Below are 24601 nucleotides of genomic sequence, written 5' to 3'. Positions count from 1 at the left end.
CGAATGGAGACTAGTTTCGGTGAATGGAGCAGTTGTATTGCCGGGAATGTACGCAGCTGTTAGAAAAAACCGATTTATTTCCGGGGAAATAATCGGTTTTTCTGCAATCTTCGTCATGATTTCAATCCAAGCATCTCTTTCAGCTCTGTCATTTTCGATTTAGAGAGGGGGATAGGCGTTTTTGTCGGATCGTCGAGAACGAGACTGTAGCTGTTACGGGTCCACGTAATGACTTCACGGACTTTCTGCAGATTGACGAGATAGGAACGATGGCATCGGAAGAATCCAAAAGGCATGAGCCGATTCTCTAAATCGGTCAATGTGAATACACAAGGAAAGGACTCTCCCTTTATATGTAAGAACGTCTGACCTTCGCTGCTTTCGATATAATCGATCTCCGGAGGATTGAACAGGACGATCTTATCGTTCACTTTCGTCGGGATCTTTTCAAACCGGACAGGTGTTACGGTTTCTTCGCTATCGAGAAGCGTCGCGGTATCGGGTACATCCTGTTCCAGCTGGACCGGATGAAGACCAGAGTCATCGAGTTTGTATACGTGATCGGCTGCGGTCACCGCGCTCTCCAGGTTGCCGGTGAGGATGAGCACGGTTTTCTTCTCCTCTTTAAGCTGCTGCAGCAATCGCAAATAGATCCGTCTGGACTCCAGGTCTATATTTTGGTCCGGCTCTTCCAGGATAAAGACAGAAGGGTTCTGCAGCACCAGGCAGGCGAGCTGAACACGCTTTTTCTCGGAATACGAAAGCCGTTTGATCTTCGCGTGTTGGATCGGTTCCAGGTGAAGCTGGCGCATCGCCGAGGCAATGGGCTCACTGGAACTATGCAGCTGTCGGGTGAACCGGAGCATCTCCGTCACGGACAGGCGCTCATACAAGCCAGGCTCGAGAAAACAGAAGCCTGAACGGGTATGTTCTCCCCATTTTAATTCCCCATGTGAAAGACTTCCTTGTCCGCACAGCAGTCCTAACAGATCCTCGCGAACATTCACACTCGACTGGATGGCCGTCACGCTTGCTGCAGACAAAACCAGGTCGAACGGCGGGAACAGGACTGAATCATGCACCCGCTTTTCCGCTTGTTTGAATTCCAAAACCATGTGCCGAACCTCCTGACGGTCAATAAGTGTCTAGAGGTATTATAACAGGCCGTTGGAGAGGAAGAAGAGAAATGTCCAATTTCAATAAATTCAAGGAATGTTGGAAAAAATTTCTCCATACAGGTGGCCGATAGGATATAATGGATGCATAACTAGAATTCATCGAACATTCGGAACGTTGAAGGATAGGAGGAGGACGGGTATGAGCAAACACGAGGATCGGGAGCCGTACAATGATCTGATGGGGGATATCTTGAAGAAGCATCGGGAAGAAGGCGGAATGGATGATCTGAAAGGCAAAGGGAAGCCGTTGTCGCGGGAGTACTTCTCCGGAGACACACTGCAGCACTTCCAGCGGATTGCAAAAGACGCGGGCTACAAACCGAACTGGATCGTCCTGCAAGACGAGATCCGTGATGACGTCCATACCCTTGCCGACTACTGGGAAGCCGGCATCACGGTGGATATGGACGCCCGTCTCGAGGCGATCAACGCAAAAGTCGTCAAATACAACCGCGCATGTCCGCGCCCGATGCAGAAAGGTCCCGTTTCGATGGAGACCGTTAAACGGGCGGCTGAACGGAAGTCGGTTGAATAACTGCGAGACCGCAGTTGGAACGAAGGGTGTGTTCAGTTGAAAAAAGTGGCAGTGGCATTGGTAGGTATTGCGGTGATGGTGTTCTTATATATGTACCAACCGCCAATCCTAAGTACGGATGAGGCGATCATCCGCGCAGAAGAGCATTTGCAACATATTCCGATGGAATGGGAGAGGGCGTTTGAAGAAAATGAATTTCAAGACGTCCCTTGGGGGAACTTCACAGCCGAACTGGGTCCGCGCCGAGGGGTTTGGAACACATTGCTCCATCGGCAACAGTGGGAAGTGACAGTGAACCATAATGGCAAAGAGCCGACGGTAGTGATCGACGCATATACGGGGAAGTTTTTAGAGATGTGGGGATTGTTGAATTGATACGCAAGAATCCATAAATAAGTGGGACGCGTTTGAAGAAGAAAGGGGTGAATCCAATGATCAAGATGAATCGGAAGTTATCTTTGTTTTTTATCGGGATATTGGCGGCGGCAGTCGGGTTGCCAGCTGTCTATGCAGTGGGAGTCCCTTCGTTCAGTACGATCTTGACTGCTGTGTTAGGGGCGGGGAGCATTTGGGCATACGGGGTCACCGTCTTGCTTTTGGGAACGGTTCTGTTCGGTGTTCATAAAGTTATTAAAGCGTATAACTGATCTGGTTTTCATCTCAAATATAATGATTTTAACTAAACTTAACGAGGGGGAATAGGATGCGCAACGACACGGCAGAGAAGCGATCCGAGAAATGGGACGGTTTCCATTTTGTCATGATTTTGGCGATTGTCAGCATGGTCTACTTGCTCCGTCTGCCCGATGCTGCATTCTGGATTCTGACGACGGGCTATGCACTGATCATAGTCTTTTTGGATAGGAAAACTTCACTCAGGAGGATCCTCGGCTTTCTCGCACTGGCGGCCGTAATGGTTTTGCTGAGGATAGGTTGGTGAATGCATACTGAACCTACATACGACTAATAAGTAGATGAAAATAATAATTTTCAATTCTTTGGGGAGAAGGTAATGAGCTTTGATTATAGTTGCAGCGATGGTCTCTCTGGCTCTCGGTAGTTATGGAATCACCAAGAGCAACGGTGCGGTTTGGAAGAAACTTCTATCTATTCTTTCTATGATGTGTTTAGGATTATTGGGATCACTGTTCTGGAACGAAGCGCTGTTTAACACGATTCTCGATCAAGGCCTTTTCTGGTTCGGTGTCATCGGCGTTCTAGGAATTCTGTTAGGGTTGTTCGGTGTGAAAGGGACGACACGCGTCACGCTAGTCACCTTGCATGTTGTTGGATTGATGCTGTATGGGGTTCTAGTTTTCATAGGTACGGTCGGTTTTCAGGAGCCATGACGGAAGTTGGTTGAGGCAGAGGAGTGAATAGGGACGTGGGTTTCCGCTTGAATTCTCTCGAATTTCCGAGTCTGTAGCCGGAGGAGTATCTACATTGAGACAGGTAAGTCTCTTTAGAGGCTGATCGATAATGGCTCACGAATTGATGAGATGGCATTCTAAGTTACACGGACTACTAATGAAAACAGGAAGACATTTCTCAGAAAGGAGGCCGACATGCAGACACTAACTGTGATCACAAATGAAGAAAAAGAAAAGATATTGACGAATTATTTCAAGCAGGGCACAGGTGGAAAGCTGGATACATTTCCGAGCAAAGAGAAACGGAAGCTCGTCGTTCTGGGTGCGATTATCAAGCGCTTTGAAGCTGATCAGCGGTATACCGAAAAAGAGGTGAACCACGTATTGAAGCCGGTCTATGAGGATTTCGCTTTGATCCGCAGGGCGCTGATCGATTATCGCTTCATGGATCGCAGCGGTGATTGCCGGGAGTATTGGGTTATTGTCGAATGACTGCAATCAAAAAGCAATCATTATCGACCGTACATACCAATTGCTGTTTCACCTGGAACCTTTTCAGATAATGACGAATGAAGAGGATGACCCCTATGCCCGTATCATCTGCTGAACAACCGATGCCCTCCTACTCGCTGCTGGAACGACTGCTGTTCCCGTCTGTCCGTTTTCGACCTGAACGGCTTACTGAGGAATTGCGAGGTAAAACGGTTTTGATCACAGGGGCGAGTTCGGGCATCGGTGAACAGGTAGCTTACCTATTACGGGATATACCAGTCCACCTCATCCTGGTAGCCCGACGGACGGATCGTTTGCTGGACGTCCAACGGGCTCTGGCGACAGGGGCTGCCACTGTGACTGTGGTGACGGCAGATCTCCGGGCGCCGGATGATCTTGACCGGCTAATCGATGTAATCCATGCACTGCCGGCCGGATTGGATGTGTTCGTGAGCAATGCGGGGCTTTCCATCCACCGGACCCTTGCGGCGTCGCTCGACCGGTTCCACGATTTCGAGCGAACGATGGCGATCAATTATTTTGCCCCTGTCCGATTGCTGCTTGCTGTACTTCCTCTCCTTCGACAGAACCAGGGCCAGGTCGTTAATGTTTCCACCATCAATGCCCGACTTCTCCCCATGCCGGACTGGTCCGCCTACCAGGCCTCCAAGACAGCTTTCGACAGCTGGCTGCGTTCATCGTCCATCGAACTGCGGCAGTCCGGCGTCTCGGTCACCACCTTCTACTTGCCGCTCGTCAGGACGGAGATGATCCGGCCGACCACGGCGTACGACCGGATGCCAGCGATGACCCCGGTGCATGTCGCGAAAATGATTGCACGCTCCATGTATTCGAAACAGAAAGCGTGGCGTCCGTGGTGGCTGCCGCCGGGCGAGTTGGCATCCGTACTGTTCAGACGGCCAATCGAAGAAGTGCTGCTCTGGAGAAGGGGAAGGAGGTCGCGAGATGCCGATCGCTAAGCTGACACGGCTGATGCGGGAGATGGGGGTATGGACGCCTGCAGGAGCTGTCGGATTGTCTTCAAGTATTGCCAAGCATGGCGTGAACCTGATGATGCTTCTGGAATTTGCAGAACGGCTGTATGGAGAGGAAACGGCGCTCATCGACGACGCGGGGGAATACAGCTATGCAGAGCTCCGTAAAACGAGCGAAGACATCGCAGACAACCTGGAGGCAAAATATAGCATCTGCCGCGGACAGAAAGTGGCTTTCCTCTGTTGTAACCAGGCAGCAATGATGACCGCGATGTTTGCTGTATCCCGCCTCGGCGCGGATATCTACTTGCTGAATGCCGATATGGGGCATAACCAGTTGGGTACCCTCTTGCAACGGCATGAATTCGATCTATTGATCCATGATTGCAACTCGAGGGAATTGGCAGACCTATTTCCCAAACACGAAGCGAGTTTCGTCCATATTGGAGAGTGTGCCCGTCGGAACAGCAACACTCCTGCCATACGAAAACGAAAACGGATGGCAGCCGGCCGTCTCGTCCTGCTGACAGGCGGAACGACCGGAGTGCCGAAAGCCGTGACTCATCAGCCCTCCCTTTTCAACTATATTGATCCTTATCTCGGCTTGCTTACAAAACTGAAGCTGACCCGTCACAACAATGTCCTGATCGCCACGCCTCTCTATCATGGCTACGGGTTTGCGATCCTGCTGTCGTTTTTTGCTCTCGGGAAGACAGTCGTGATGAGCCGGGGGTTTAGCGCCGAACGGATGAGCACCCTCATCCGGACTTACGCAGTAGAAGTCATCACTGTTGTTCCGTTGATGGCGGAACGGCTGCTCGCGTATAGTGCAGACAATCTGCGGTCCGTGAAGTGCATCGCTTCCGGCGGTGCGCCGCTGCATCCAAGAGTGATCCGAAATGTAGAAGCGGCGCTCGGTCCGGTCCTATTCAATTTATATGGAACATCCGAGACAGGACTTACCTGTATCGCAACGCCGATAGAATTGGCGCTCTCTCCCGGGACCGTCGGCAGGAACATCTGTGGCGGCAGGCTGAAAGTGCTTAATCCGGAAGGGAATGAGGCGGCTCCTGGTGAAATCGGACAGATCTGTACGATCAACAGCTGGTCGATGGCCAACAAGAGGACGAAATGGATCGGCACCGGGGACCTCGGTTATGTAGACCTGCACGGGTTGCTGCACGTGTGTGGCCGGATTGATGACATGATCATTTCAGGAGGCGAGAATATCCATCCTGCCGAACTGGAATCCTTGCTCCGCACCCATCCCCACGTCCGCGAAACAGCCGTCATCGGGGTGACGGACGAACAGTTCGGGCAGCGCCTATGCGCCGTCATCGAACCGCTCTTCGATACGCTTACAGCGGAAGAGATCCGCACTTGGCTGGAAGGCAGAGCTGCCCGCTATCACATGCCTAAACGAATCATCATGCGTCAGATTCCATATACGGCACTCGGTAAACCCGATAGGCGCAGGTTGAGAGAAGAGTTGCAGTGAATCCTTTGTCTGCGGAAGCTTCGCATGCGTGGAATTCAGTAAGGAGAACGGTCGGCAGATAACCAGTTCAGACTGAAGAGTCAGTCCAATCTTTTAAGGAGGCGGGCGGAGTGGATAAAATGTTTTATCTATTGAGCTCAGTTGGCCTGTTCATCGCGGTGGCGGTTGCCATTTTGTATACTCAACAGCCGAAAACCGGACCGCTTGGTGAAAATACAGGGGTACCCTTTCAATTTAAGATGGCCATGTTCTCGACGGTCTGTGTGGCTGTTTACTGCTTTGTGCGGTATTTGCAGTCTCGTAAAAACTCTTCTGGTTAAAGACGGCTTATATTAAAACTAGTCGTGAGCCGAGTGACCTACTGATGGCAAATGTGAACAGTAAGAGAGGAGGGGTTATGATGAATTTGCTTATAATAGGTGTCCTGCTGGTTTTTGCAAAAACCAATCTGTAGCTGCTGGATACAGGTGTCTTTTTCTACGCAACGAACGCGCTGGGGTATGGAATGATCTGCTTGGGCCTTTGGCAATTGGGCGATCCGCTGCCGAGGGTGCGCCGCTTGCTGCCTGCCGCTGCAGTCATGGTTGTGGACAGTGTTGGATTTGCGCTATTGAACGGCGTCGGGCATTCGATTCAGACGATCTCCCTGACGAGCGGTGCCGCAACAGCTGCCGCCTTGACACTGGCTGCGCTGGCAGTCGGAGGGCTCATGGTGATCTTCTACATCCTTCACGAAGTGGTGCTCGCTATCCGAAATGACGGAAGTGCTGACGCTTCGAATGGGTCGCACCTCGAGAAGCTGCCGGGACTGCTGCTGATCCTGCTTGTTTTGACGATCGTGCTCTTTTTCATCGCCCCTTCTGCTGCAAGCGTCCTGATGCTTATCTTACTGGGCGGGGAAATGCTGTTTGTGGTGAGATTTTCTATGACTATGCGGGGTGTGTTGTGAGGTTATCGAACGGGATTAGAGAGAATCTGTTGATCGGCTAGGATTAGCGGGGGTGGATTCTTCGGTTATAACGGATTTTTAGTAAACAAGGCATAGGAGGATTTTAAAATGAAACTGGTTTGTAAATTATGCAATTTAGATGTTTCCAAACAAGTAATTGAGCTGCAAGACTTAAAATTGCTGAACAAAACTGATGGTCAGGATTTAATGCCTGAAAGTTTTTATATAGTTGCAAATGACGAGTATTTCGCTCCACGAGACAAGGGTTGTTTTATTATAAATAGTAAGGATGTAATCAATTCAAACTTTCATTCAGATCAGGGGAGGTTAAATGGGTGCTGCGGTTATGATGGTTGTGATGGAATGAATAGAGTTTGCTTAAATAACCATGAAATTGGTACAGAGTGTTCTGATTGCTGGATGTCTCATTTCGTAGCATTTAATCCGGAATCAGTAAGACTAGTTTAAGATGAATACATAATTTGGTGAAGGAACATGATTGTCGTGTTTGTGCTCTCTTTTATTCTGTGATATTTCTATTCAAGAGTACAATCAATTTATTGTGAAGGAGCTCATCCATGAACAGAACACCAAGCGGATTCACGGAACGGCTGTTGGCGTCCCTGACTGATTTCTTTCTCATCTTTCTTCCAGTCAATTTTGTAATGTATGTGAAAAGCGGCGTGTTTTCAGTTGACCAGGCTGCAGGCGTGACATGGCAAGTGATCGACGCTGCCTATCTGACACTCGTCCCTCTCGTGTGGGGCGGCTACACGCTTGGCAAATGGCTGTTCAAGATTAACATCAGACAGATGGATGAGCAGGCACCGAGCTTGAAAAATATGCTGCTGCGCGAAGTGGTGGGGAAGGTGCTGCTCACGTATCTCACGTTCGGTCTCTCGAATATCATCAGTGCGTTCATGGTCATCTTCCGGGAAGACAAACGGGCAATCCATGACTTCATCGCCGGGACATATGTCCGATACGACGAGCGGTTTAAGGGCAGCCGTATGGTATGAGTGTCGATCTGGCACAGTCTGTTTGAAGGGGAGGGAAGACCATGCGTTTACCAAAATACATTACAGGGTTTCTGGATGAAGAGGCCGTCCTGAATCCGATGGACGGCGCCTATTTCAAGAAGTCGGGCAATGAAATCGTCAGGAAGCTTCAGTACGATGTGACGCACTTCAGTCTGCCGGAGTATTCCATAAATTTTTTCCGATTCGGTTTTCGGAAGGATGGCAAGGAATTCGCCATATTGCTTCATGAATACTTCCCCTACGCCGCCCTCGCTGCGTATGACAGTGAGCTTAATACACATTTTATAGACTGTGACGGGGTTACGGCTGAATTAAGTCCCTACTACCAAGTGTTGGACGCTGAATTCCTTAACGGAGCCTTTGACCCGGCGGCGCATGACCTGGCAGAGATCGAGCTAACGCAAGTGCGTTATTGGAAAATTGTCACGATCGGAGAAGTGGTTTTCAACTGTTGGGATTAGCGGGTGCAGGCATGGAAGTCGTCAGCTGTCTGTTGAATTGCTGCAGCCATTTAATTGGCACATATGAACCGCCCAATTTGCGAGAAGTTCCTGATTTTTAAATCCATACAATTATTCGTCAAGCAAAATTGCAAAGGTATAACTAGAGTGTATTAGGAGGCAGTACATGAAGCTTGTGGAAGTAGCGGAATATGATATTGATGGAAAATTAGAAAAGGACTTACAAAAATTACTAAGAGAATCTTTTGGAGAAATGTACCCGACAGATAGGAGTTACTATAAACAGCTGCCCCACTTTAGATTCATCATTACTGACGAGGATGAGCAAGTGATGGGACAAGTAGGCGCAGATTATCGAGTGATGTCCTTAAACGGAAAACCGATACGGGTACTCGGCGTAATTGACTTATGTGTTTCGGAAGCACATCGCTCCAAAGGGATTGGCTCCTTCCTTCTTGCTGAAATCGATAACTTTTGCAAAGGGAAAAACATCGATTTTGTTCTGTTATTTGCGGACAATCCAGCCCTGTATTTGAAAAATGGATATAGTACTGCTAAAAACAATTGCAAGTGGCTGCAAATAGACGAAGTAAAGCAAACGACATACGGAATTGGAATGGAAGTCAACAATGAATTGATGATCAAGAAATTAGGCAATGAAAATTGGGCGTCAGGAGATTTGGATTTATTGGGGTACCTTTATTGACCTCATTTAAAGAAGGCATGGTAAGAAGTTGACTTAATTTAAAAATGACAAATTTGATATATAATTATAACAACTAAAAAGGCGGTGGAAAGGTGCTTGTATTAATCTTTTTATTTGGTTGGATAGGATGGCCTTTAATGCCTATCTGGTGTATTGTATTTTGTTTAAATTTGGTTTCTATCATGAAAAAAGTGAAGCAAGAAGAAAAAACGACAACCAATACAGTTTGGCTCACTATTTCGTTTACGATTATTATGTGGACCACTGCTTCGCAAACAATAGGTTACGATTACTAACGGGTGTAGTCGTGGAGGAAGCGTTATGCCTAATTCCATCCATCTAGTTACACTTTTAAAACCGTTCACAAGTCTTCTTCGTTTTGAAAAGTAAGAATTTTCAATGTGAATGGAGAGGGAAATATGTGGCTAATGTTTGGTCTCATCGCAATAGTAGCAACCTGTATGAATCTTTATCTGTATGGAACAGGAAAAGAGTATAAGTTAGCAATGGCAATGGGAATATCGTTTACCGCACTAACAATTGCTGCAGAATACAGTATGGTGTCCGGTTGGGTAAAGGCAGAAGATTGGGCTGCTTTATTAGATGTGGTGCCTACAATGGAAACCGCATTATGGGTTTTGACGATTCTATCGGTGTTCTTAAATATCGTGCCCATATTATTAGAGTTAAAAAAAGGGAAATGACGATTGTGCTGATCTTAGTTTGCAACTAACAGCTATGATTTTAAACAGAGGATCATGTCTGCTTAACGACAGGAGAGATCGCAATGGAGTATATATGGGCAGCATTTAAGAGGACTTTTGAAATACGGGGTAGGTCGAGAAGGACAGAATATTGGATGTACACCTTATTTATATCCATCATAGGCGTTATCTTTGTGATAGTTGATGGCGTTATGGGGTGGGAGTTGGATGAGGATCTCGGTGTAACGTCTGCAGTATTCCTTCTCCTAACACTCATTACATCCGTAACCGTACTAATCCGACGGCTGCATGACACGGGAAGGACGGGCTGGTGGATCTTGTTGAGTTTCATTCCGTTGGTCGGTTCAATTGTTCTTTTCATTTTCACTGTTTTGGATAGTACGCCGGGTGCGAATAAGTACGGACCGAATCCGAAAGAGTATTCGGATGGCCTTTAGTGACGGAGTAAAGTCGTTGGGACGGCGCATAGTCTTTAGTATTTGGAATATGGATTTGCGTCTATTGAGTAACCGGGCCGGATTATTATGAGCATTATTTAGTCAGAGGGGGGAGAACTTATGAAAAAGTCGATTTTGCTTTTACTCATCCTTTGCACATTAATACTCGCCTCCTGCGGAGAGACATCAACCTCCTCGTCGTTTGTTGTGATTGAAAAAGGTCAGTCGAACAACAAGGAGTGTTGGATCAGGGGATATAATCCGAACATACCAAACAAAAAAGAACCGTTCAAGATAGTGGTTAAAGAGAAAATGGTTTGGAACATTATCGAAGAAGAGGTGGATTATTTTGTCACATATTCAGACAATGAAAATAATCGTCGGGTGTTAGAAGACATTCAGCGTTGAAGGTTGGAAAGAATAATATAAAGTAATCTACTTGCTCAATCGGGCGCAGTTTCAGTTTAAAGGCAGTGCTTTTGACGGGCCAGGATACTTTGATAACGAGGAGTGAATTAAAGAATTAAAGAATCTACCGGAAGTAGGGAGAAAATGATTGAGTTAAGAAAAATCACCCACGATAATTTTGAGGCAGTGTTGGAGTTAAGCTTAACAGATAAGCAGAAAGGAAATGTGGATTCGAGCATATATTGTTTGGCTAGAGCTTATGTGAGGATACTTAACGACGAAAAGCCTCCTATGATCTTCGCCATATGCCACAATGATGAAGTCATAGGATATGTCGATATTGGATTTTACGAGCTGGCGGAAAGTTCAATTTTACGTGAAAAATATGGAGATGAAGTCACTTATGGACTTAATCGCTTTATGATTGATAAACAGCATCAGGGCAAAGGACTTGGCAAGCAAGCCATGAAGAAAGTTATTGGATACATAAAGTCGTTTCCACAAGGAAAAGCCGATGCAGTTTCTCTATCATATTGGATGACAAACGCAGCTGCACGAGGATTGTATGCGTCTGTCGGTTTCGTTGAAACAGGAGCGATATGGGATGGACAAACAGGGGGGGATTGGAATGCAGAAAGAAAAGATATCGAGTATGCAGAAGTAGGTGCCAGACTCGGATTGTAAAGCTAACAATTTGAATAATGCATCATACAGTATAAGACGAATCATGCAAAGTCAATAACAAAAATGCAAAAAAGCAAAATATTAGCCCTGCAAAAAAGTATATGATTTCATGAACCGTAATGTAGAGCAGTTTATATCAATAACAATATTCATCAATCGGGCGTGTTTGCTTGCAAGAAAGTGCTTGTCGTCCTTTTCTACAAACGGGCCATTTCGTGACATGCGTATGAAACTTTTTGTATGATATCACGACTAATATGAATGAGGGGTAATTCATGAAAAAGTTGTTATTTATATCTGTTTTCCTTTTTGCTTTTATGCCATCTCTAGGTGGTTGTAGCAAAGGGATAACAGAGGTTAAGGAAGTAAGAATTTATGAAATGGAGAGTTTTTCTGAAGTTAAACAGGATTCATTAGTTATATATACAGAACCAATGGCGACAAAGCAATTTGAAAAGGCTTTTAGGAGTGCTAAGAAGAAAAGAGGAAAAGTGGATATCACGGATCCCGAATATAAAGTTGAATTAGGAGAGAAAACATACTTTCTTTGGTTAAGTCAAGAAAGTGGAACAATCATGGATGTTGAAGATACTAACACGATATATTCTTTAATAGATAGTTCAGTTGAAAATCTAAACGACATTTTCCGTTCAAGCGCGCGATGGCGGAAAGCGAATTGGACCCATTTGCAACGGGCTAAATATAGTGCAACATGGTCTTTAAATGTCCCTGAAAGTAAGCCTTGGGGAATCTTACACTCTCTATCTAGCGTCGTTTGATTAAAGGTTTGTAAAGTTTAGATGATAGGGAGAAAAGAGACTTATGAAAAAGGGCATTTATTTACTCTTCCTTATAATTTTTATCGGTTTAATCATTAATTTATTTGCAAATCAAGCTAGTCAAGATACGGATTTAGCTAAAGAAATTGACGACCTTTTAGAAAAAGGAGAATCACAAATTGATCTAACAGATATAACTAACTTTAAATGGGCTCAAGTCGGTATATTTGGACCTTATACAACAGATGAATCAATTAAAGATGCAATGAATATTCGATTTAAAGGGGACAATGGTGGAATTGATATACTTGATGATCGCTTTTTATTAGTATTTGCTAATGAAAAACATGCCATTAAAACCGTTGTGCTTTCAAGGAAACATGGTGCCTACGCCATAAAAGAGAACCAATTTTTAGTTGTGGACCGATAACCTTCTTCAGCTAACGGGCACAAGTATCAAGTAGTTATTAGTTGCGGCACCCCGTTGATCAAAATAAAAGCAGAGGCTATCCAATCATCCCGTCGCCTCGAAATAGTGTATACTGCCACAGACGTCAAAACGAAACACGAGGTGAAGGACTATGGATTGGCAGTTGAAACGGTTTGAGGAATTGACGAATACAGAACTGTACACGATTTTACAAGAGAGGACATCGGTGTTTGTCGTTGAACAGAACTGTCCGTACTTGGAGGTGGATGGGAAGGATCCTGCTTCCTATCATTTGTTCAAAGAGGACAATGGCGAGATTCACGCATATTTGCGCATTGTCCCTGCGGGGGTTTCGTACGAGGTAACGTCCATTGGCCGGGTATTCGTGAAGAAGGCATACAGGGGGCGCGGGCTTGCGCAAGAGCTGATGACACGGGGATTGGAGTTCGTTCAGCATGAATTGCAAGAGACGTGCGTCAAAATTCAGGCACAGGATTATTTACGTAATTTTTACGGCTCCTTCGGTTTCAAGCCCGTTTCCGATACCTACTTGGAGGACGATATCCCTCACGTCGATATGCTGTTGCAGAATTGAACGAATTACCGGCATTTTCCTACAATTGCGCTTTTCACCAAAAGAAAAAAGTAACCACCCTCCGCTAACTTTGCCAGTAAGCAGGGTAGTTACTATTTTGTAAAAACTCTCGTATTACAGGCCGACCGCACTTCATGCGGATGTCAGCTGCATTGACTGGGTGTTAGCCGCACCCGGTCTTTTTTAGTATATCCTTAGTTTACCGCAGTTATAACACCAATACACCTTTTAAAATGAAAAGTGCCTGTGCGCCAAACTTTCATGATTGTTGAAACAATCACGATTGTTTGGCGCACAGGCACCGTTTTTTTATTTTGCTGCTTCTGCGGGTCTTGCCTCGGGCAGGGATTTGTCTGCTGGGATGACGAGGTTCAGGATGACGGTGGCGAGGGCGCCGACCGAGATGCCGGAGGACAGCAGGTAGTTGGCCCAGTTCGGTACGGTTGCCAGTACTTCTTTCGGCAGGACGGTAACCGCAATCGTCAGCAGGATCGGGACACCGATGACGATCATGTTGCGGTCATCGATGATGATCGGCTGGATGATCTTCATGCCGTTCGTGACGATGGCGACGCAGACGATGCCGAAGATGCCGTTGATAACGGCTTCCGGGATACAGATGATGACGGCCGACAGTTTCGGGATGAAGCCGATCAGGACAAGGATGACGCCGCTGGCCATGATGACCATCCGGCTGCCGACGCCAGTGATAGCGAGCAAGCCGGCGTTCGACGAGTAGCCGGTGAGTGGCGTGCTGCCGAACAGCGAGCCGATGAAGCAGCCGAGACCTTCACCGAAAGAAGCACGGTTCAGGCGTTTTTCATCCAGCTCTTCGTCCGTGATCTGCGAAACGACGAACCATGTGCCGGTCGTTTCCAGCAAGATGATGAGGTAGACGAGCATCATCGTTAGAATAGCGCCCATGTCGAATACCGGTTTTCCGAAGGGCATGAGTGTCGGGAGTGCGATCCAAGCGGCATCTTTGACCGGCGAGAAGTCGATTAGGTTAAAGAAACTGGCCGTGATGGAGCCGGCGATGATTGCCAGGACGACCGAGACGAGCCGGAAAAACGAACCGAACCGTGGGAGACGTTTGCCGAGCACCATGCAGACGACAAGGACGGCTGCGGCGACGGAAGCGGTAATAACGTTCTGGCCGATGGAGCCTTCCGCAAAGTAAATGTTGTTCAGTCCGACGGGCATTAACGCAATGCCGACGATGATGATGACCGTGCCGCCGACGAGCGGCGGGATGATCTTGCGGACGGTTTTCGCGAAGATCTTCAATGGATAGCCGAGCAGGGCGATGAGGATGGCGCCGGGGATCAAGCTGCCTACGACTGCGCCGAGTCCGAGTTTCCCGCCGATGGCCGCGATGGCACCAATCGGTACGTAGGAGGGTCCTTGTACGACCGGAAGTTTCAGACCGAAGCCTGTCTGGATGAGTGTTGCAATGCCGGTTGCGAGGAAACACATCTGGACGAAAAATGACGTGTTTTCCGTGCTGAGTGACAGAAGGCCCGCGACGATGATCGGGGCTATGTAGAGATCCATGGCGAGCACGTGCTGCAGGCCGAGACCGATCGCTTTCGGATAACTGACTTTCTCGTTCACTCCGATGAGGAGACCATCTGGACGTTTCTTGGACAACAGGAACACTCCTTCGTTCGTTTTTGTTTTGGTATAGTTGGAGTATAAAGAAGACAGAACGGTTTGTACAGTTAAATTACGAATGATTTTAAATTAATCTTAAAAATTGTTCGTGTTTCGGGTTGACGCGTCTAAAAAGTTTCCGTACACTGAAGGCAGCTAAAGAAGAAAAGGGGACGGTAACATGTTGAAGGATCGAGTGCTGCAGGAAGAGTGGCTGGTTGCATGCCGGTCGACAGATGTGCAGGAGGCGCCCATCCAAGTGGTGCTGATGGGCGAACGTCTGGCGATCTTCCGCAACAGCAAAGGCGTGCATGCGTTCAAGGACCTGTGCATCCATAGAGGGGCGGCGCTGTCGCTCGGTGAAGTGAAAAACGACTGTCTCGTTTGCCCGTATCATGGATGGGAATTCGAGGAGGAAGGCGACTGCGTCAAGATTCCCCAGCTGCCGGAAGGAAAAGCGATCCCGAAAAAGGCGAAGGCAACGGTCTACTCGTGTGTCGAAAAATACGGATTCATCTGGGTGAACCTGGCGGGGAATGAGCCGGACTTCTTCGACTATCCTGAGATGGAGACGGAAGGCTGGCGCAATGTCATCTGGGGGCCGCAGGAAGCGGAAGCGCTGCCGCCGCGCATCGTAGAGAACTTTCTCGACGTCGGCCATCTCGCGGTTGTCCATCAGGGATATCTCGGGGAGGAAGCGCACCGGGAGATCGAGCCGTACAAGATGAACGAACAGGACGGCCGCCTGTATTCCGATGAAATCCGGATCTTCCAGCCGGACGCTGACGGTACAGGCGTTTCGAAATATGTGTACTATACATACGAAATCGTCCGTCCGCTGACGGTGCGTTTCACGAAGCGCGACGCGGAGAACAATACGCATATGACGATCCTGCTGACGGTGCGGCCGATGTCTGAGACACATTCCGTCGCGTACGGCATCCTGTCGTTCGATTATGACACCGGGCAGACCGATGAGGAGATCGTCGAGTTCCAGGATCTGATCTTCGCGCAGGACAAGCCGATCGTACAGAACCAGAAGCCGGAAGAACTGCCGCTCGATCTGCAGGTGGAGCTGTCGCTCGTTTCCGACCGGGTGAGCATCGCGTACCGCCAGTATTTGAAGAAGCACGGCGTCGTCCTCGGAACCGCGTGACCCGTTCCGAATGAAGATGAAATCGTTCATCCTATAGTATAGAAGGAAGCCGTCCGGTGCCGGGCGGTTTTTTCGTGCGGGGCCCGGTGCTTCATTGCGGAAAGGGCGCTGTGGTACACTGTGGAAAAGGATTGAAGGCGGCCGCTTGAGGGAACGGGAATGAGTAAGGAATCGAAAGGAAGAGAGGTGCGGGCGATGAAGCGAACCCCGCTCATCTGGCTGCTGCTCGGGATCGTTCTGCTCGCTGCCTGCGGGAAAGAAGCAGGACGGCCTGCAGCGGAGCCGGAGCCGGCCGATGGCTATCAGCTGAAACAAGAAGTGAAGAATATTAACGAGCATCTGGATTACAGCGGCAGCGACCTGCACAAGATCTACTTTGCCGGCGGCTGTTTCTGGGGTGTCGAGGCGTATTTTGCCCGGCTGTACGGTGTGGAGAAGACCGTCTCAGGGTACGCGAACGGGACAGGGGCCGATCCGTCGTATGAAGATGTCATCCAAGGGGACCGGAAGTTTGCGGAAACCGTCGAGGTGACATATGATCCGGAGCGGATTCCGCTCGAGTCGCTCGTCGACCATCTGTTCCAGGTGATCGATCCGACGACCGAGAACCAGCAGGGGAACGACCGCGGCATCCAGTACCGGTCAGGAATTTATTATACAGACAAGTCAGAAGCAGAGATCGTGGAGAAAGCGGTGGCGGATGAGGCGCAGTTCTACAAGAAGGACATCGTGACAGAAGCGCTGCCGCTCGAGAATTTCTATCCGGCGGAAGAGTTCCATCAGGATTATCTGGAGAAGAACCCGGACGGCTACTGCCACATCAACCTGCATACGCTGGACGGCATGACGGTCGAGCCGATCGCAAAAGACGAAGAGATCGTGAAACAATTGAGCGAACCGAAACAAGATACAAAGTGATGGAGGGATTGGACGATGACGGAGACATTGCTGGTGAAGAATGCGAGGATCAGTGACGAAGGAGCGCTGCAGGATCTGTTTATCAAAGACGGGCTGTTCGAGAAGATCGGACCCCAATTGGAGATGGACGAACAGGCGGATCGGGTGATCGACTGCCGCGGAAAAGTGGTGCTGCCCGGGCTGATCGAGTCGCACATCCATCCGGACAAGGCGTTTCTCGAGGACCGCAAGCCGAATGTGTCAGGGACGCTGGACGAAGCGATCCGCAACACGGGCGAGCTGAAGAAGGCGTATACGTACGATGACGTCTACAACCGGGCGGAGAAAGTGCTGAACTGGGCGATTTCAAAAGGGACGACGATCATGCGGGCGCATCCCGATGTCGACCATATCGAGGAGCTGCTCGGTGTGGAAGTGCTGCTCGAGCTGAAGGAGAAATACCGTGACAAGATCGACTTGCAGATTGTCGTGTTCCCGCAGGAAGGGATCCTGAAGTCGGAAGGGACGCTCGACAGGCTGGAGGAAGGCTTGAAGATGGGGGCTGACGTCGTCGGCGGCTGTCCGTATAACGAGAAGTCGATCGAGGATTCGTACCGGCATTTGGAATACGTATTCGACTTGGCGGAGAAGTATGACGTGCCAGTCGACATGCATGTCGATTTCGCCGATCATACCGACGATCCTCGGTACATGCTGACGGAGCGCATCTGCAAGATGACTATCGAGCGCGGCTGGCAGGGGCGTGTGGCGCTCGGCCACGTGACGACGCTCGGTTCGATGGAGACTGAAGAGGCAGGTCAGCTGTTCGATAAAATCGCGGAAACCGGCATTACGATCATGCCTCTGCCGGCGACGGATGTGTATTTGAACGGGCGCGATGATACGCATAACGTCCGACGCGGGATGGCGCCGGTGAAGCGGCTGCTGGAACACGGGGTCAATGTCGTGTTCGCGTCGAATAACATCCGCAATGCATTCACACCGTTCGGCAACGCGAACTTGCTGCTGGTCGGCTATCTGCTCGCGGAGACGCAGTATATGGGATCGGCGGATGAACAGCGGAAAGTGCTCGATATGATCACGGTGAACGCGGCGAAGTGCCTCGGGATCGAAGAGACGTACGGCCTGGAGGAAGGGAAACAGGCGGATCTCGTCGTGCTCGATTCTGAGAAACTGAGCGAGGTCATCCAGGATCAGCCGATCGCGAACGTTGTCGTGAAGCGCGGACAGGTCATCGTGGAGCAGCAGATCCTGCCGCAATAAGTGTTCCGGATGACATGTTCGATTAGTTTGAATGCTCGCTGACATGTGGTAAAGTGGAACACATTACTACTTCGGACAGGGGGCTGCAGGTATGACGACAATCGGTTTTGTGCGGCATGGCGTGACGGCTTGGAACAAAGAGGGACGGGCCCAGGGGAGCACCGATATCCCGCTTGACGACGATGGCGTGCGGATGGCCCGACAGATTGCGGACCGGCTCGCCTCCGAATCATGGGATGCTGTGTTCACGAGCCCTTGGAAACGGACAAAGCGGACGGCGGACCTGATCGGTGAGAAGCTGCCGGACGCGGAAGTACTGGTCGACGAACGGCTGCGCGAACGGGCTGGCGGGTTGATTGAAGGGACGACGGAAGCGGACCGACAGGCGAAATGGGGCCCGGACTGGAAGAAGCTTGACTTGCAGGGAGAGACGCATGACAGCGTGATCGAGCGCGGAATGTCATTCGTACGGGACATGCAGCAGGAGTATCCGGACGGCCGGGTGCTCGCCGTCAGTCACGGCGGGTTCATCAAACGGCTGCTGTCGGAACTGCTGCCTGGCGGGGCGTACACGGAGCCGCTCGGCAACACGTCGATTACGATTGTGCGGCTCGGTGAGGATGAAAACGTCTGTGAGCTGTTCAACTGCACGCAGCATTTGGAAGAGATGAAGTTATGATAGGAGCCGGCACGCCCTCGGGCGGCCGGTTTTTTTGGTACCGTGACGGGCAGGGAATCGGCCAGATGGGCGGGGGTATCGGCCAAAAGGGTTGTGGAATCGGCCAGATCCCGGGGTGAATCGGCCAAATGGAGCGAACAATCGGCCAGATCGGTGAATGAATCGGCATCCAGACACAATTCAGAATGGTGTCCAAATTGTCTAGCGCACAGGTACCGGTTTTGGGCGTCGGTTTTGGATAGTTAGCGCAACGGGTAGAGGAAGAGGGAGTATACGATGAAAGAGGTGCAGCATATGGCAGAACACGAATTCCATTTGACTGCTGTCTGGCCCGGCGGCCGGAACAGTGCAGGATACATTGAAGCGGGGAACTTGAAGACGAAGATCTCGATTCCGTCCGCGATGGAAGGGCCGAATGTCGGGACGAATCCGGATGAGATGCTGCTTGGAGCGGCGGCGACGTGCTACCTGATTACACTGGCGGCGATGATCGAGCGGACGAAGCTGCCGCTGAACGAGCTGTCGCTGGAGTCGGTCGGCTCGGTCGATGTGACGCGCGGGATTTACACGTACAAAAAGATCACCCACCGGCCGACGGTGTCGTTGAAGCAGGAAGCGACGGAATCCGATTACAAGAAATTGAGAGTGCTCATCATCGAGGCGGAAAAACACTGCATGATCTCGAAGGCGATCAAAGGCAATGTCGAGGTGGACGTCGAGCCGGTCATATCGTAATCGCGCAGCAGGGAGCCCCCTGCTGTTTTTTCATCTGCCGGATTCGCATTTCTCTGACAAAATTGCTAGAATGGATGAAACCTGATGGAAGGATGATGAAGAGTGACCGAAACGCTGTCGAAGAAAGATGTGATCTACGCGTTCAGCAGCACGCATCAGCCGGTGAAGCGTGTGGACGCCGGTACGACCATTGAAATCGAGACGTATGACTGTTTTAAAGACCAAGTGCAGTCTCTGGAGACGAAGATCAGCGGCATCGACTGGGACGCGATCAATCCGGCGACCGGCCCGATCCATGTGAACGGGGCAGAACCAGGCGATGTCCTGAAAGTGACGATCAAAAAATTGGAGATCGGCAGTCAGGGGGTCATGTCGACCGGACCTGATCTCGGCGTCATGGGACACCGGCTGACGGAACTCGAATCGAAGATCATCCTGATCGAGAACGGCCGGGCGAAGTTCAACGACCGGCTGTCGCTGCCGCTTAATCCGATGATTGGTGTGATCGGTGTTGCACCTGCCGGAGAGCCGGTATCGTGCGGGACGCCGGGCGCACACGGCGGCAACATGGATACGAAACTCATCACGGAAGGGGCCGTGCTGTACTTCCCGGTGTTCGCAGAAGGCGCCTTGTTTGCACTCGGCGATTTCCATGCGGCGATGGGGGACGGCGAAGTCGGCGTGTCCGGTATTGAAGTACCTGGCAGCGCGACTGTAACGCTGGATGTCGTGAAACAGACCGAACTCCGGCATCCGCTGCTTGAAAACGAAAACGGATTCACGTTCCTTGTATCCGCGGAGACACTTGACGAAGCGGTTAAAATTGCAGTTGAAGAGACAGCAGAATTGCTCGCCGCGCGGACAGGGATGAGCCTGTCCGAAGTGACGATGCTGCTGAGTGCGGTCGGCCAGGTGCAAGTGAGCCAGGTCGTCGATCCGCTCGTCACCGTCCGCTGTTTCGTGCCGCGTTATGTGCTCGAAACGTACGGCGCCGTATTGCTCAGCTGATAGGGGATTGATCGGCCGGCTTCTTCTGAGGAGCCGGCTTTCTTCATGGGCAGGACAAGTGCGGAATGAATCCTTTTCTGCGTCAGCACCGTATATGTCACAGTGAGAAAAGGATGCCGGGGAGGGATTCCGATGAACGCAGTGGGAGAGAGAATCGAATTTTGCCATCCGTGGCGTCCGTACCAAGCAAGGATATTGGAGAACTTGGATGAGCATCTGCGGAACCGGCATTTGCACTTAGTGGCGCCGCCCGGCTCGGGGAAAACGGTGCTCGGTCTGGAAGTGATGCTCCGTCTCGGAGAACCGGCGCTGATCGTCGCACCGACACTCGCGATCCGCAACCAGTGGATCGACCGGTTTTGTGAATCGTTCCTGCAGGCCCGGCAGCCGGAATGGGTTTCTTCGGATTTGCGGAACCCCGCCCGGATGACCGTGACGACGTACCAATCTCTGCACAGCATACTGAAGAGCAAAGATGTCGATGAATTCTGGGCTGCATTCGACGCGCAGCAGTTCAAGACGCTAATATTGGATGAAGCCCACCACTTACGGACGTCCTGGTGGCAGAGCGCTCTCGAGTTCCGCAACCGGCTGGATGAACCTGCTGTCATCTCGCTGACAGCGACTCCCCCTTATGACGCGGACCAGAAAGAATGGAACAAATACATACAGCTGTGCGGGCCGATCGATGAGGAAATCTATGTACCTGAGCTGATCAGGGAGGGGGATCTCTGTCCGCACCAAGATTACGTCTATGCATCCATTCCGTCACCTGAAGAAGCCGGCATGATTGCCCGTTTCCACCGGGCGGTCGATGGGTTCACCGGAAGACTGCTGGCCGACAGGGAATTCATCGGTCTGGCAGAGAACCACCCATGGATCCGGACACCTGACTTGTTCATGGATGAAATGCTTGGCATGCCTGCCTATTATTCAAGCATGCTGCTCTTCTTGAAGCAGACGGGCAGGGAGGGTTGGCAGAAGGGATTGGAAACACTCGGTGCTGATGTGAAGGATATACCCGATTACAGTCTGGCATGGCTGGAGGAGCTGCTGAACGGCCTGCTCTACCGGGATGCCCATTTCGAAGCCGATCATCCTGTATTGAAAAGGATCCGGCTGGAACTGTCGAGGATCGGAGCGATGGAACGGCGGAAGGTCGTTCTGCGCTCGAATCATACCATTCAGCAGGCGCTTGTGAAGAGTGTGACGAAGCTGAACAGCATCGAAGAGATCGTCAAATTCGAAAGCGGTCAGCTTGGCCCCGGGCTCCGGCAGGTCATCTTGACGGACTTCATCCACAAAGAGGATATGCCGAGGAGCGGTGATGATGAAGTTCAGCTTGTCCGCCTCGGAACTGTCCCGGTGTTCGAACAGCTGCGCAGGACAGCTGGACAGGATCTGCGTCTCGGCGTACTGACAGGTTCGCTCGTCATCGTGCCGGCCAGTGCACTGCAGACACTGTCTGCACAGGCTCATGACGCGGCTGTGTCCATTACTGCCCGACCGCTGGCGCACGATGAAAACTATGTACAGATTGACGCTGGAGCCAATCATCAGAAACTGATAGCCCTCATCACGGAACTCTTCACGCGGGGAGAAATCCGGGTGCTTATCGGGACCGCAGCGCTGCTCGGGGAAGGGTGGGACGCACCGGCCATCAATTCCCTTATCATCGGTTCGACGGTCGGGAGTTACATGCTGAGCAACCAAATGAGGGGACGTGCGATACGGACGCAGGCTGGGAATCCGGGGAAGACCGCAGCCATCTGGCACCTTGTCTGTATCCAGCCTGTGCTGGAAGGCGGGGGGTCGGACCAAGTGTCACTGGAGCGCAGGTTCCGGTCGCTGCTCGGGCTGGATGCGGGTCTGCCGCTGATCACTTCCGGTTACGAACGGCTGAGATTGACGGAAAATCCCGAGTCGGGGCAGGACATCCAGCAGCAAAACCGGGAAACGTTCAGCAGGGCGAAGGAGCGGAACGGTTTACGGAGACGCTGGCTGCATGCAGTGGAGGATGCTCCGCGGGGAGAACGGAAAGAAGAACTTCTCGTGAGGCGGAAACGGGTGCCGAAACCGTTTCTACTGGAGGCGACGGTCAAATCGCTGCTTATTACGAGTGCTGCGGTCGGTTTTGAAGCAGCCCGGCAAATTATCGGGCCGAACCCTCTCAATTTCTCGAAAGAACGGCTGCTGATCGCTCTTCTGATCGGTCTGGTCATTGCCTCCCCATATTTGTGGAAGGCGGGAAAAGCCTTGATTCTGCACAGCTCGCTTGAAAACCGGATGGGTCAGACCGCAGCCGCTGTCTATTCATCTCTCTACCATGCGGGTCTGCTGACCGTACCGCTTGCCGAAAACCGGATACGGATTGACGGAAGTAGTGCCGTTGCCTGCAGCCTGGAATACGGTACGATCCAGGAGCAGACGCTTTTCCTCAATGCGCTTCAGGAATTGCTGGATCCGATCGAAAATCCGCGTTATCTGTTAGTTCGCAGTTCCAAGTTTCTGTTTTTCACCCGCCGTGATTATCATGCGGTGCCGGAAGAACTGGGGAAAAAGAAGGAGACAGCGGAGTTTTTCCTGGATGAATGGAAGACACGTGTTGACCGGGCAAACCTGATCTATACGAGGACACCGGAAGGGCGGAAGGAATTGCTCATAGCACGGCTCGGGGCGATGTCCGCTATCTATATGGACAAATCAGAGCACAGAAGTGTGTGGAGATAGAAGAAGTCCCGGCCTGTTATTGAAAAAAGGCCGGGACGGAAAAGGGGTTTCAATGATCGAATATGTACTTGTCTTTTTAGGAGCCGCCATTCCGGCGCTCGAGATTGCAATCGTCATCCCGGCAGGCATCATCCGGGGGTTGTCCCCATTCTGGGTGATTCTGCTCGCATTCGCCGGCAACATGCTGACGGTCCTGCTGCTGATCGTCCTGTACAAGCGAATTGAACAGTGGTACAGGCAGCGGAAAGGCGATGACACACAAGGGCCGTCTAAACGGCAGCTGCGCGGCCGGAAGATCATGGATAAATACGGCGTTGCCGGGCTCGCACTCGCCGGTCCGATCCTGATCGGCACGCATATCGCCGCATTTTTCGCATTGCTGTTCGGTGCATCGAAACGAAAGACGATCATCTGGATGGCTGCCAGCATTGCGTTATGGTCGCTCGTTTTCGGAATTGCCACCGCTATGGGATTTACTTATTTCCTCAAAGACTGAACACTTTGGAGAGGAAGGTCAGCACCGGCGCGACGATGACACCGTAAGTGAGAAAGATTGCACCGAACGTCCCGAAAATATACAGCATCCGGTGTTTCTGATAGGCGCTTGCTTCCGGTGTATCTATCATGTGGAACCATCTCTTTTTCCTGCACGGTTCGCAATAGAGCCGGAACGTCACATCCTTGATAATCTCGGATTTGTTGAAGATCACTTTTTTTACACGTTTCTCTTTACGTTTAAAAGAAAGACCGAACATTTCAGCATAGGGGATAGCTTTCGTATGCGGGCAGCCGGTTGACTCGAATTCCAGCTGCAGGCCGTCGAACCAGCTTTTCTGCTTGAGAGTCTTTTTGTAGAGCAGGATACCGGCAATCCCGACAACTAGGATGGTCAGGGGGAAAGCAGATATCATCAGTATGAGTTTCACGGTGGATGTCATCTCCTTCTCAACACGCTTTCAAGGATTTTCTTCAGTCTATCAATTTGTGTACGGTATGTCCAAGACTAGTGGAAAGACGTCCAGCATAGAAGCGGAAATTCATCTTAATTTCATGATGATAAAATAAAATGAAAAAGATTGAAAAATCGATTGACAGGAAAAACACAATCCTTTACTATAGTTTTCAGCATGAATAAAGTCATTCTTATTAGTAGCCGCGGAGACGAGGGGTCGACGAT

General features: G+C 50.4%; 32 protein-coding genes. 29 read left to right on the top strand and 3 right to left on the bottom strand.

Features of this window, described 5'->3' with window-relative positions; genetic code table 11:
* Positions 1 to 113: 113 nt before the first annotated feature.
* Entirely contained in the window at positions 114 to 1115 is a 1002-nt protein-coding gene (locus NFU03_RS13065; protein ID WP_251639345.1) for a LytTR family transcriptional regulator DNA-binding domain-containing protein, read from the bottom strand.
* Positions 1116 to 1317: 202 nt separating this feature from the next.
* On the opposite strand from NFU03_RS13065, the gene NFU03_RS13060 reads away from it, so the two are divergent.
* From NFU03_RS13060 to NFU03_RS12960, 21 genes are all read left to right on the top strand, one after another.
* Positions 1318 to 1713 (top strand): DnaJ family domain-containing protein, encoded by a 396-nt coding sequence (locus NFU03_RS13060; RefSeq protein ID WP_251639343.1) that lies wholly within the window; start codon positions 1318 to 1320, stop codon positions 1711 to 1713.
* Positions 1714 to 1758: 45 nt separating this feature from the next.
* Positions 1759 to 2088 carry a PepSY domain-containing protein gene (locus NFU03_RS13055; protein ID WP_251639548.1) on the top strand — a complete coding sequence of 110 codons (330 nt, stop codon included), beginning with the start codon at positions 1759 to 1761 and terminating at the stop codon, positions 2086 to 2088.
* 56 nt (positions 2089 to 2144) lie between these two features.
* Entirely contained in the window at positions 2145 to 2360 is a 216-nt protein-coding gene (locus tag NFU03_RS13050; protein WP_251639341.1) for a hypothetical protein, read from the top strand.
* 56 nt (positions 2361 to 2416) lie between these two features.
* Positions 2417 to 2653: a hypothetical protein gene (locus tag NFU03_RS13045; RefSeq protein WP_251639339.1), complete on the top strand. Its 237-nt coding sequence runs from the start codon at positions 2417 to 2419 to the stop codon at positions 2651 to 2653.
* 79 nt (positions 2654 to 2732) lie between these two features.
* Positions 2733 to 3062: a hypothetical protein gene (locus NFU03_RS13040; protein WP_251639336.1), complete on the top strand. Its 330-nt coding sequence runs from the start codon at positions 2733 to 2735 to the stop codon at positions 3060 to 3062.
* A 216-nt stretch (positions 3063 to 3278) separates the two neighbouring features.
* Positions 3279 to 3575 (top strand): DUF2087 domain-containing protein, encoded by a 297-nt coding sequence (locus NFU03_RS13035; RefSeq protein ID WP_251639334.1) that lies wholly within the window; start codon positions 3279 to 3281, stop codon positions 3573 to 3575.
* A 95-nt stretch (positions 3576 to 3670) separates the two neighbouring features.
* Positions 3671 to 4555 (top strand): SDR family NAD(P)-dependent oxidoreductase, encoded by an 885-nt coding sequence (locus NFU03_RS13030; RefSeq protein ID WP_251639332.1) that lies wholly within the window; start codon positions 3671 to 3673, stop codon positions 4553 to 4555.
* Positions 4542 to 6068: an AMP-binding protein gene (locus tag NFU03_RS13025; RefSeq protein ID WP_251639330.1), complete on the top strand. Its 1527-nt coding sequence runs from the start codon at positions 4542 to 4544 to the stop codon at positions 6066 to 6068. Before NFU03_RS13030 ends, NFU03_RS13025 begins: the two co-directional genes overlap by 14 nt.
* Positions 6069 to 6178: 110 nt before the next feature.
* Positions 6179 to 6388, top strand: coding sequence for a hypothetical protein (locus NFU03_RS13020; RefSeq protein WP_251639328.1), 210 nt, complete (start codon positions 6179 to 6181; stop codon positions 6386 to 6388).
* 194 nt (positions 6389 to 6582) lie between these two features.
* Positions 6583 to 7017, top strand: a complete 435-nt coding sequence (locus NFU03_RS13015; protein WP_251639326.1) for a hypothetical protein — start codon at positions 6583 to 6585, stop codon at positions 7015 to 7017.
* A gap of 108 nt (positions 7018 to 7125) precedes the next feature.
* On the top strand, positions 7126 to 7485 hold the full coding sequence (locus NFU03_RS13010; RefSeq protein ID WP_251639324.1) for a hypothetical protein: 360 nt from the start codon (positions 7126 to 7128) through the stop codon (positions 7483 to 7485).
* Positions 7486 to 7595: 110 nt separating this feature from the next.
* The gene (locus tag NFU03_RS13005) at positions 7596 to 8036 is read left to right on the top strand and encodes an RDD family protein (protein WP_251639322.1); all 441 of its coding nucleotides are present in this window, start codon (positions 7596 to 7598) and stop codon (positions 8034 to 8036) included.
* A gap of 41 nt (positions 8037 to 8077) precedes the next feature.
* Positions 8078 to 8518, top strand: a complete 441-nt coding sequence (locus NFU03_RS13000; RefSeq protein WP_251639321.1) for a hypothetical protein — start codon at positions 8078 to 8080, stop codon at positions 8516 to 8518.
* Between the two features lie 166 nt (positions 8519 to 8684).
* A complete protein-coding gene (locus NFU03_RS12995) occupies positions 8685 to 9224 on the top strand; it encodes a GNAT family N-acetyltransferase (protein WP_251639320.1) in 540 nt (179 codons plus the stop codon).
* A 419-nt stretch (positions 9225 to 9643) separates the two neighbouring features.
* Positions 9644 to 9928 carry a hypothetical protein gene (locus NFU03_RS12990; RefSeq protein WP_251639319.1) on the top strand — a complete coding sequence of 95 codons (285 nt, stop codon included), beginning with the start codon at positions 9644 to 9646 and terminating at the stop codon, positions 9926 to 9928.
* Positions 9929 to 10011: 83 nt separating this feature from the next.
* Complete coding sequence (locus NFU03_RS12985) at positions 10012 to 10386, top strand: DUF805 domain-containing protein (protein ID WP_251639318.1); 375 nt, start codon at positions 10012 to 10014, stop codon at positions 10384 to 10386.
* Positions 10387 to 10506: 120 nt separating this feature from the next.
* Complete coding sequence (locus NFU03_RS12980; RefSeq protein WP_251639317.1) at positions 10507 to 10794, top strand: hypothetical protein; 288 nt, start codon at positions 10507 to 10509, stop codon at positions 10792 to 10794.
* Positions 10795 to 10938: 144 nt separating this feature from the next.
* Positions 10939 to 11478, top strand: coding sequence for a GNAT family N-acetyltransferase (locus tag NFU03_RS12975; RefSeq protein ID WP_251639316.1), 540 nt, complete (start codon positions 10939 to 10941; stop codon positions 11476 to 11478).
* Between the two features lie 275 nt (positions 11479 to 11753).
* A complete protein-coding gene (locus tag NFU03_RS12970) occupies positions 11754 to 12257 on the top strand; it encodes a YhfM domain-containing protein (RefSeq protein WP_251639315.1) in 504 nt (167 codons plus the stop codon).
* Positions 12258 to 12300: 43 nt separating this feature from the next.
* Positions 12301 to 12687: a hypothetical protein gene (locus NFU03_RS12965; protein ID WP_251639314.1), complete on the top strand. Its 387-nt coding sequence runs from the start codon at positions 12301 to 12303 to the stop codon at positions 12685 to 12687.
* Between the two features lie 151 nt (positions 12688 to 12838).
* Positions 12839 to 13282, top strand: coding sequence for a GNAT family N-acetyltransferase (locus NFU03_RS12960; protein ID WP_251639313.1), 444 nt, complete (start codon positions 12839 to 12841; stop codon positions 13280 to 13282).
* A 309-nt stretch (positions 13283 to 13591) separates the two neighbouring features.
* Here the strand turns inward: NFU03_RS12960 and NFU03_RS12955 are convergent, their stop codons facing one another.
* Entirely contained in the window at positions 13592 to 14932 is a 1341-nt protein-coding gene (locus tag NFU03_RS12955) for a uracil-xanthine permease family protein (RefSeq protein WP_251639312.1), read from the bottom strand.
* Between the two features lie 184 nt (positions 14933 to 15116).
* Between NFU03_RS12955 and NFU03_RS12950 the strand changes: the two genes are divergently transcribed.
* The 8 genes from NFU03_RS12950 to NFU03_RS12915 all read left to right on the top strand — a co-directional run bounded on the left by NFU03_RS12950 (position 15117) and on the right by NFU03_RS12915 (position 23920).
* Positions 15117 to 16091: an aromatic ring-hydroxylating oxygenase subunit alpha gene (locus NFU03_RS12950; RefSeq protein WP_251639311.1), complete on the top strand. Its 975-nt coding sequence runs from the start codon at positions 15117 to 15119 to the stop codon at positions 16089 to 16091.
* A 159-nt stretch (positions 16092 to 16250) separates the two neighbouring features.
* Positions 16251 to 17009 carry a peptide-methionine (S)-S-oxide reductase MsrA gene (msrA, locus tag NFU03_RS12945; RefSeq protein WP_251639310.1) on the top strand — a complete coding sequence of 253 codons (759 nt, stop codon included), beginning with the start codon at positions 16251 to 16253 and terminating at the stop codon, positions 17007 to 17009.
* A 15-nt stretch (positions 17010 to 17024) separates the two neighbouring features.
* Positions 17025 to 18272 carry an amidohydrolase family protein gene (locus NFU03_RS12940; RefSeq protein ID WP_251639309.1) on the top strand — a complete coding sequence of 416 codons (1248 nt, stop codon included), beginning with the start codon at positions 17025 to 17027 and terminating at the stop codon, positions 18270 to 18272.
* Positions 18273 to 18363: 91 nt separating this feature from the next.
* Complete coding sequence (locus NFU03_RS12935; RefSeq protein ID WP_251639307.1) at positions 18364 to 18951, top strand: histidine phosphatase family protein; 588 nt, start codon at positions 18364 to 18366, stop codon at positions 18949 to 18951.
* A gap of 294 nt (positions 18952 to 19245) precedes the next feature.
* Entirely contained in the window at positions 19246 to 19686 is a 441-nt protein-coding gene (locus NFU03_RS12930) for an OsmC family protein (RefSeq protein ID WP_251639305.1), read from the top strand.
* A 102-nt stretch (positions 19687 to 19788) separates the two neighbouring features.
* Positions 19789 to 20694 carry an acetamidase/formamidase family protein gene (locus NFU03_RS12925; RefSeq protein WP_251639302.1) on the top strand — a complete coding sequence of 302 codons (906 nt, stop codon included), beginning with the start codon at positions 19789 to 19791 and terminating at the stop codon, positions 20692 to 20694.
* A 132-nt stretch (positions 20695 to 20826) separates the two neighbouring features.
* Complete coding sequence (locus NFU03_RS12920) at positions 20827 to 23424, top strand: DEAD/DEAH box helicase family protein (RefSeq protein WP_251639300.1); 2598 nt, start codon at positions 20827 to 20829, stop codon at positions 23422 to 23424.
* Between the two features lie 52 nt (positions 23425 to 23476).
* A complete protein-coding gene (locus NFU03_RS12915; RefSeq protein WP_251639298.1) occupies positions 23477 to 23920 on the top strand; it encodes a small multi-drug export protein in 444 nt (147 codons plus the stop codon).
* Here NFU03_RS12915 and NFU03_RS12910 read toward each other — a convergent pair.
* Entirely contained in the window at positions 23910 to 24350 is a 441-nt protein-coding gene (locus tag NFU03_RS12910) for a hypothetical protein (RefSeq protein ID WP_251639296.1), read from the bottom strand. The two genes, NFU03_RS12915 and NFU03_RS12910, sit on opposite strands and share 11 nt — an antisense overlap.
* Between the last annotated feature and the right edge of the window lie 251 nt (positions 24351 to 24601).

This window comes from Sporosarcina sp. NCCP-2716 (assembly GCF_023707985.1).
GTDB lineage: Bacteria > Bacillota > Bacilli > Bacillales_A > Planococcaceae > Sporosarcina.
This window is presented reverse-complemented; position numbering and strand designations above follow the sequence as displayed.

What these genes read in the sequence shown, in the direction of transcription:
- NFU03_RS13065 (WP_251639345.1), bottom strand. Translation starts at nt 1,115, where the DNA reads ATGGTTTTGGAATTCAAACAAGCGGAAAAGCGGGTGCATGATTCAGTC.
- NFU03_RS13060 (WP_251639343.1), top strand. Translation starts at nt 1,318, where the DNA reads ATGAGCAAACACGAGGATCGGGAGCCGTACAATGATCTGATGGGGGAT.
- NFU03_RS13050 (WP_251639341.1), top strand. Translation starts at nt 2,145, where the DNA reads ATGATCAAGATGAATCGGAAGTTATCTTTGTTTTTTATCGGGATATTG.
- NFU03_RS13045 (WP_251639339.1), top strand. Translation starts at nt 2,417, where the DNA reads ATGCGCAACGACACGGCAGAGAAGCGATCCGAGAAATGGGACGGTTTC.
- NFU03_RS13035 (WP_251639334.1), top strand. Translation starts at nt 3,279, where the DNA reads ATGCAGACACTAACTGTGATCACAAATGAAGAAAAAGAAAAGATATTG.
- NFU03_RS13030 (WP_251639332.1), top strand. Translation starts at nt 3,671, where the DNA reads ATGCCCGTATCATCTGCTGAACAACCGATGCCCTCCTACTCGCTGCTG.
- NFU03_RS13025 (WP_251639330.1), top strand. Translation starts at nt 4,542, where the DNA reads ATGCCGATCGCTAAGCTGACACGGCTGATGCGGGAGATGGGGGTATGG.
- NFU03_RS13010 (WP_251639324.1), top strand. Translation starts at nt 7,126, where the DNA reads ATGAAACTGGTTTGTAAATTATGCAATTTAGATGTTTCCAAACAAGTA.
- NFU03_RS13005 (WP_251639322.1), top strand. Translation starts at nt 7,596, where the DNA reads ATGAACAGAACACCAAGCGGATTCACGGAACGGCTGTTGGCGTCCCTG.
- NFU03_RS13000 (WP_251639321.1), top strand. Translation starts at nt 8,078, where the DNA reads ATGCGTTTACCAAAATACATTACAGGGTTTCTGGATGAAGAGGCCGTC.
- NFU03_RS12995 (WP_251639320.1), top strand. Translation starts at nt 8,685, where the DNA reads ATGAAGCTTGTGGAAGTAGCGGAATATGATATTGATGGAAAATTAGAA.
- NFU03_RS12990 (WP_251639319.1), top strand. Translation starts at nt 9,644, where the DNA reads ATGTGGCTAATGTTTGGTCTCATCGCAATAGTAGCAACCTGTATGAAT.
- NFU03_RS12985 (WP_251639318.1), top strand. Translation starts at nt 10,012, where the DNA reads ATGGAGTATATATGGGCAGCATTTAAGAGGACTTTTGAAATACGGGGT.
- NFU03_RS12980 (WP_251639317.1), top strand. Translation starts at nt 10,507, where the DNA reads ATGAAAAAGTCGATTTTGCTTTTACTCATCCTTTGCACATTAATACTC.
- NFU03_RS12975 (WP_251639316.1), top strand. Translation starts at nt 10,939, where the DNA reads ATGATTGAGTTAAGAAAAATCACCCACGATAATTTTGAGGCAGTGTTG.
- NFU03_RS12970 (WP_251639315.1), top strand. Translation starts at nt 11,754, where the DNA reads ATGAAAAAGTTGTTATTTATATCTGTTTTCCTTTTTGCTTTTATGCCA.
- NFU03_RS12965 (WP_251639314.1), top strand. Translation starts at nt 12,301, where the DNA reads ATGAAAAAGGGCATTTATTTACTCTTCCTTATAATTTTTATCGGTTTA.
- NFU03_RS12960 (WP_251639313.1), top strand. Translation starts at nt 12,839, where the DNA reads ATGGATTGGCAGTTGAAACGGTTTGAGGAATTGACGAATACAGAACTG.
- NFU03_RS12950 (WP_251639311.1), top strand. Translation starts at nt 15,117, where the DNA reads ATGTTGAAGGATCGAGTGCTGCAGGAAGAGTGGCTGGTTGCATGCCGG.
- msrA (WP_251639310.1), top strand. Translation starts at nt 16,251, where the DNA reads ATGAGTAAGGAATCGAAAGGAAGAGAGGTGCGGGCGATGAAGCGAACC.
- NFU03_RS12940 (WP_251639309.1), top strand. Translation starts at nt 17,025, where the DNA reads ATGACGGAGACATTGCTGGTGAAGAATGCGAGGATCAGTGACGAAGGA.
- NFU03_RS12935 (WP_251639307.1), top strand. Translation starts at nt 18,364, where the DNA reads ATGACGACAATCGGTTTTGTGCGGCATGGCGTGACGGCTTGGAACAAA.
- NFU03_RS12930 (WP_251639305.1), top strand. Translation starts at nt 19,246, where the DNA reads ATGGCAGAACACGAATTCCATTTGACTGCTGTCTGGCCCGGCGGCCGG.
- NFU03_RS12920 (WP_251639300.1), top strand. Translation starts at nt 20,827, where the DNA reads ATGAACGCAGTGGGAGAGAGAATCGAATTTTGCCATCCGTGGCGTCCG.
- NFU03_RS12915 (WP_251639298.1), top strand. Translation starts at nt 23,477, where the DNA reads ATGATCGAATATGTACTTGTCTTTTTAGGAGCCGCCATTCCGGCGCTC.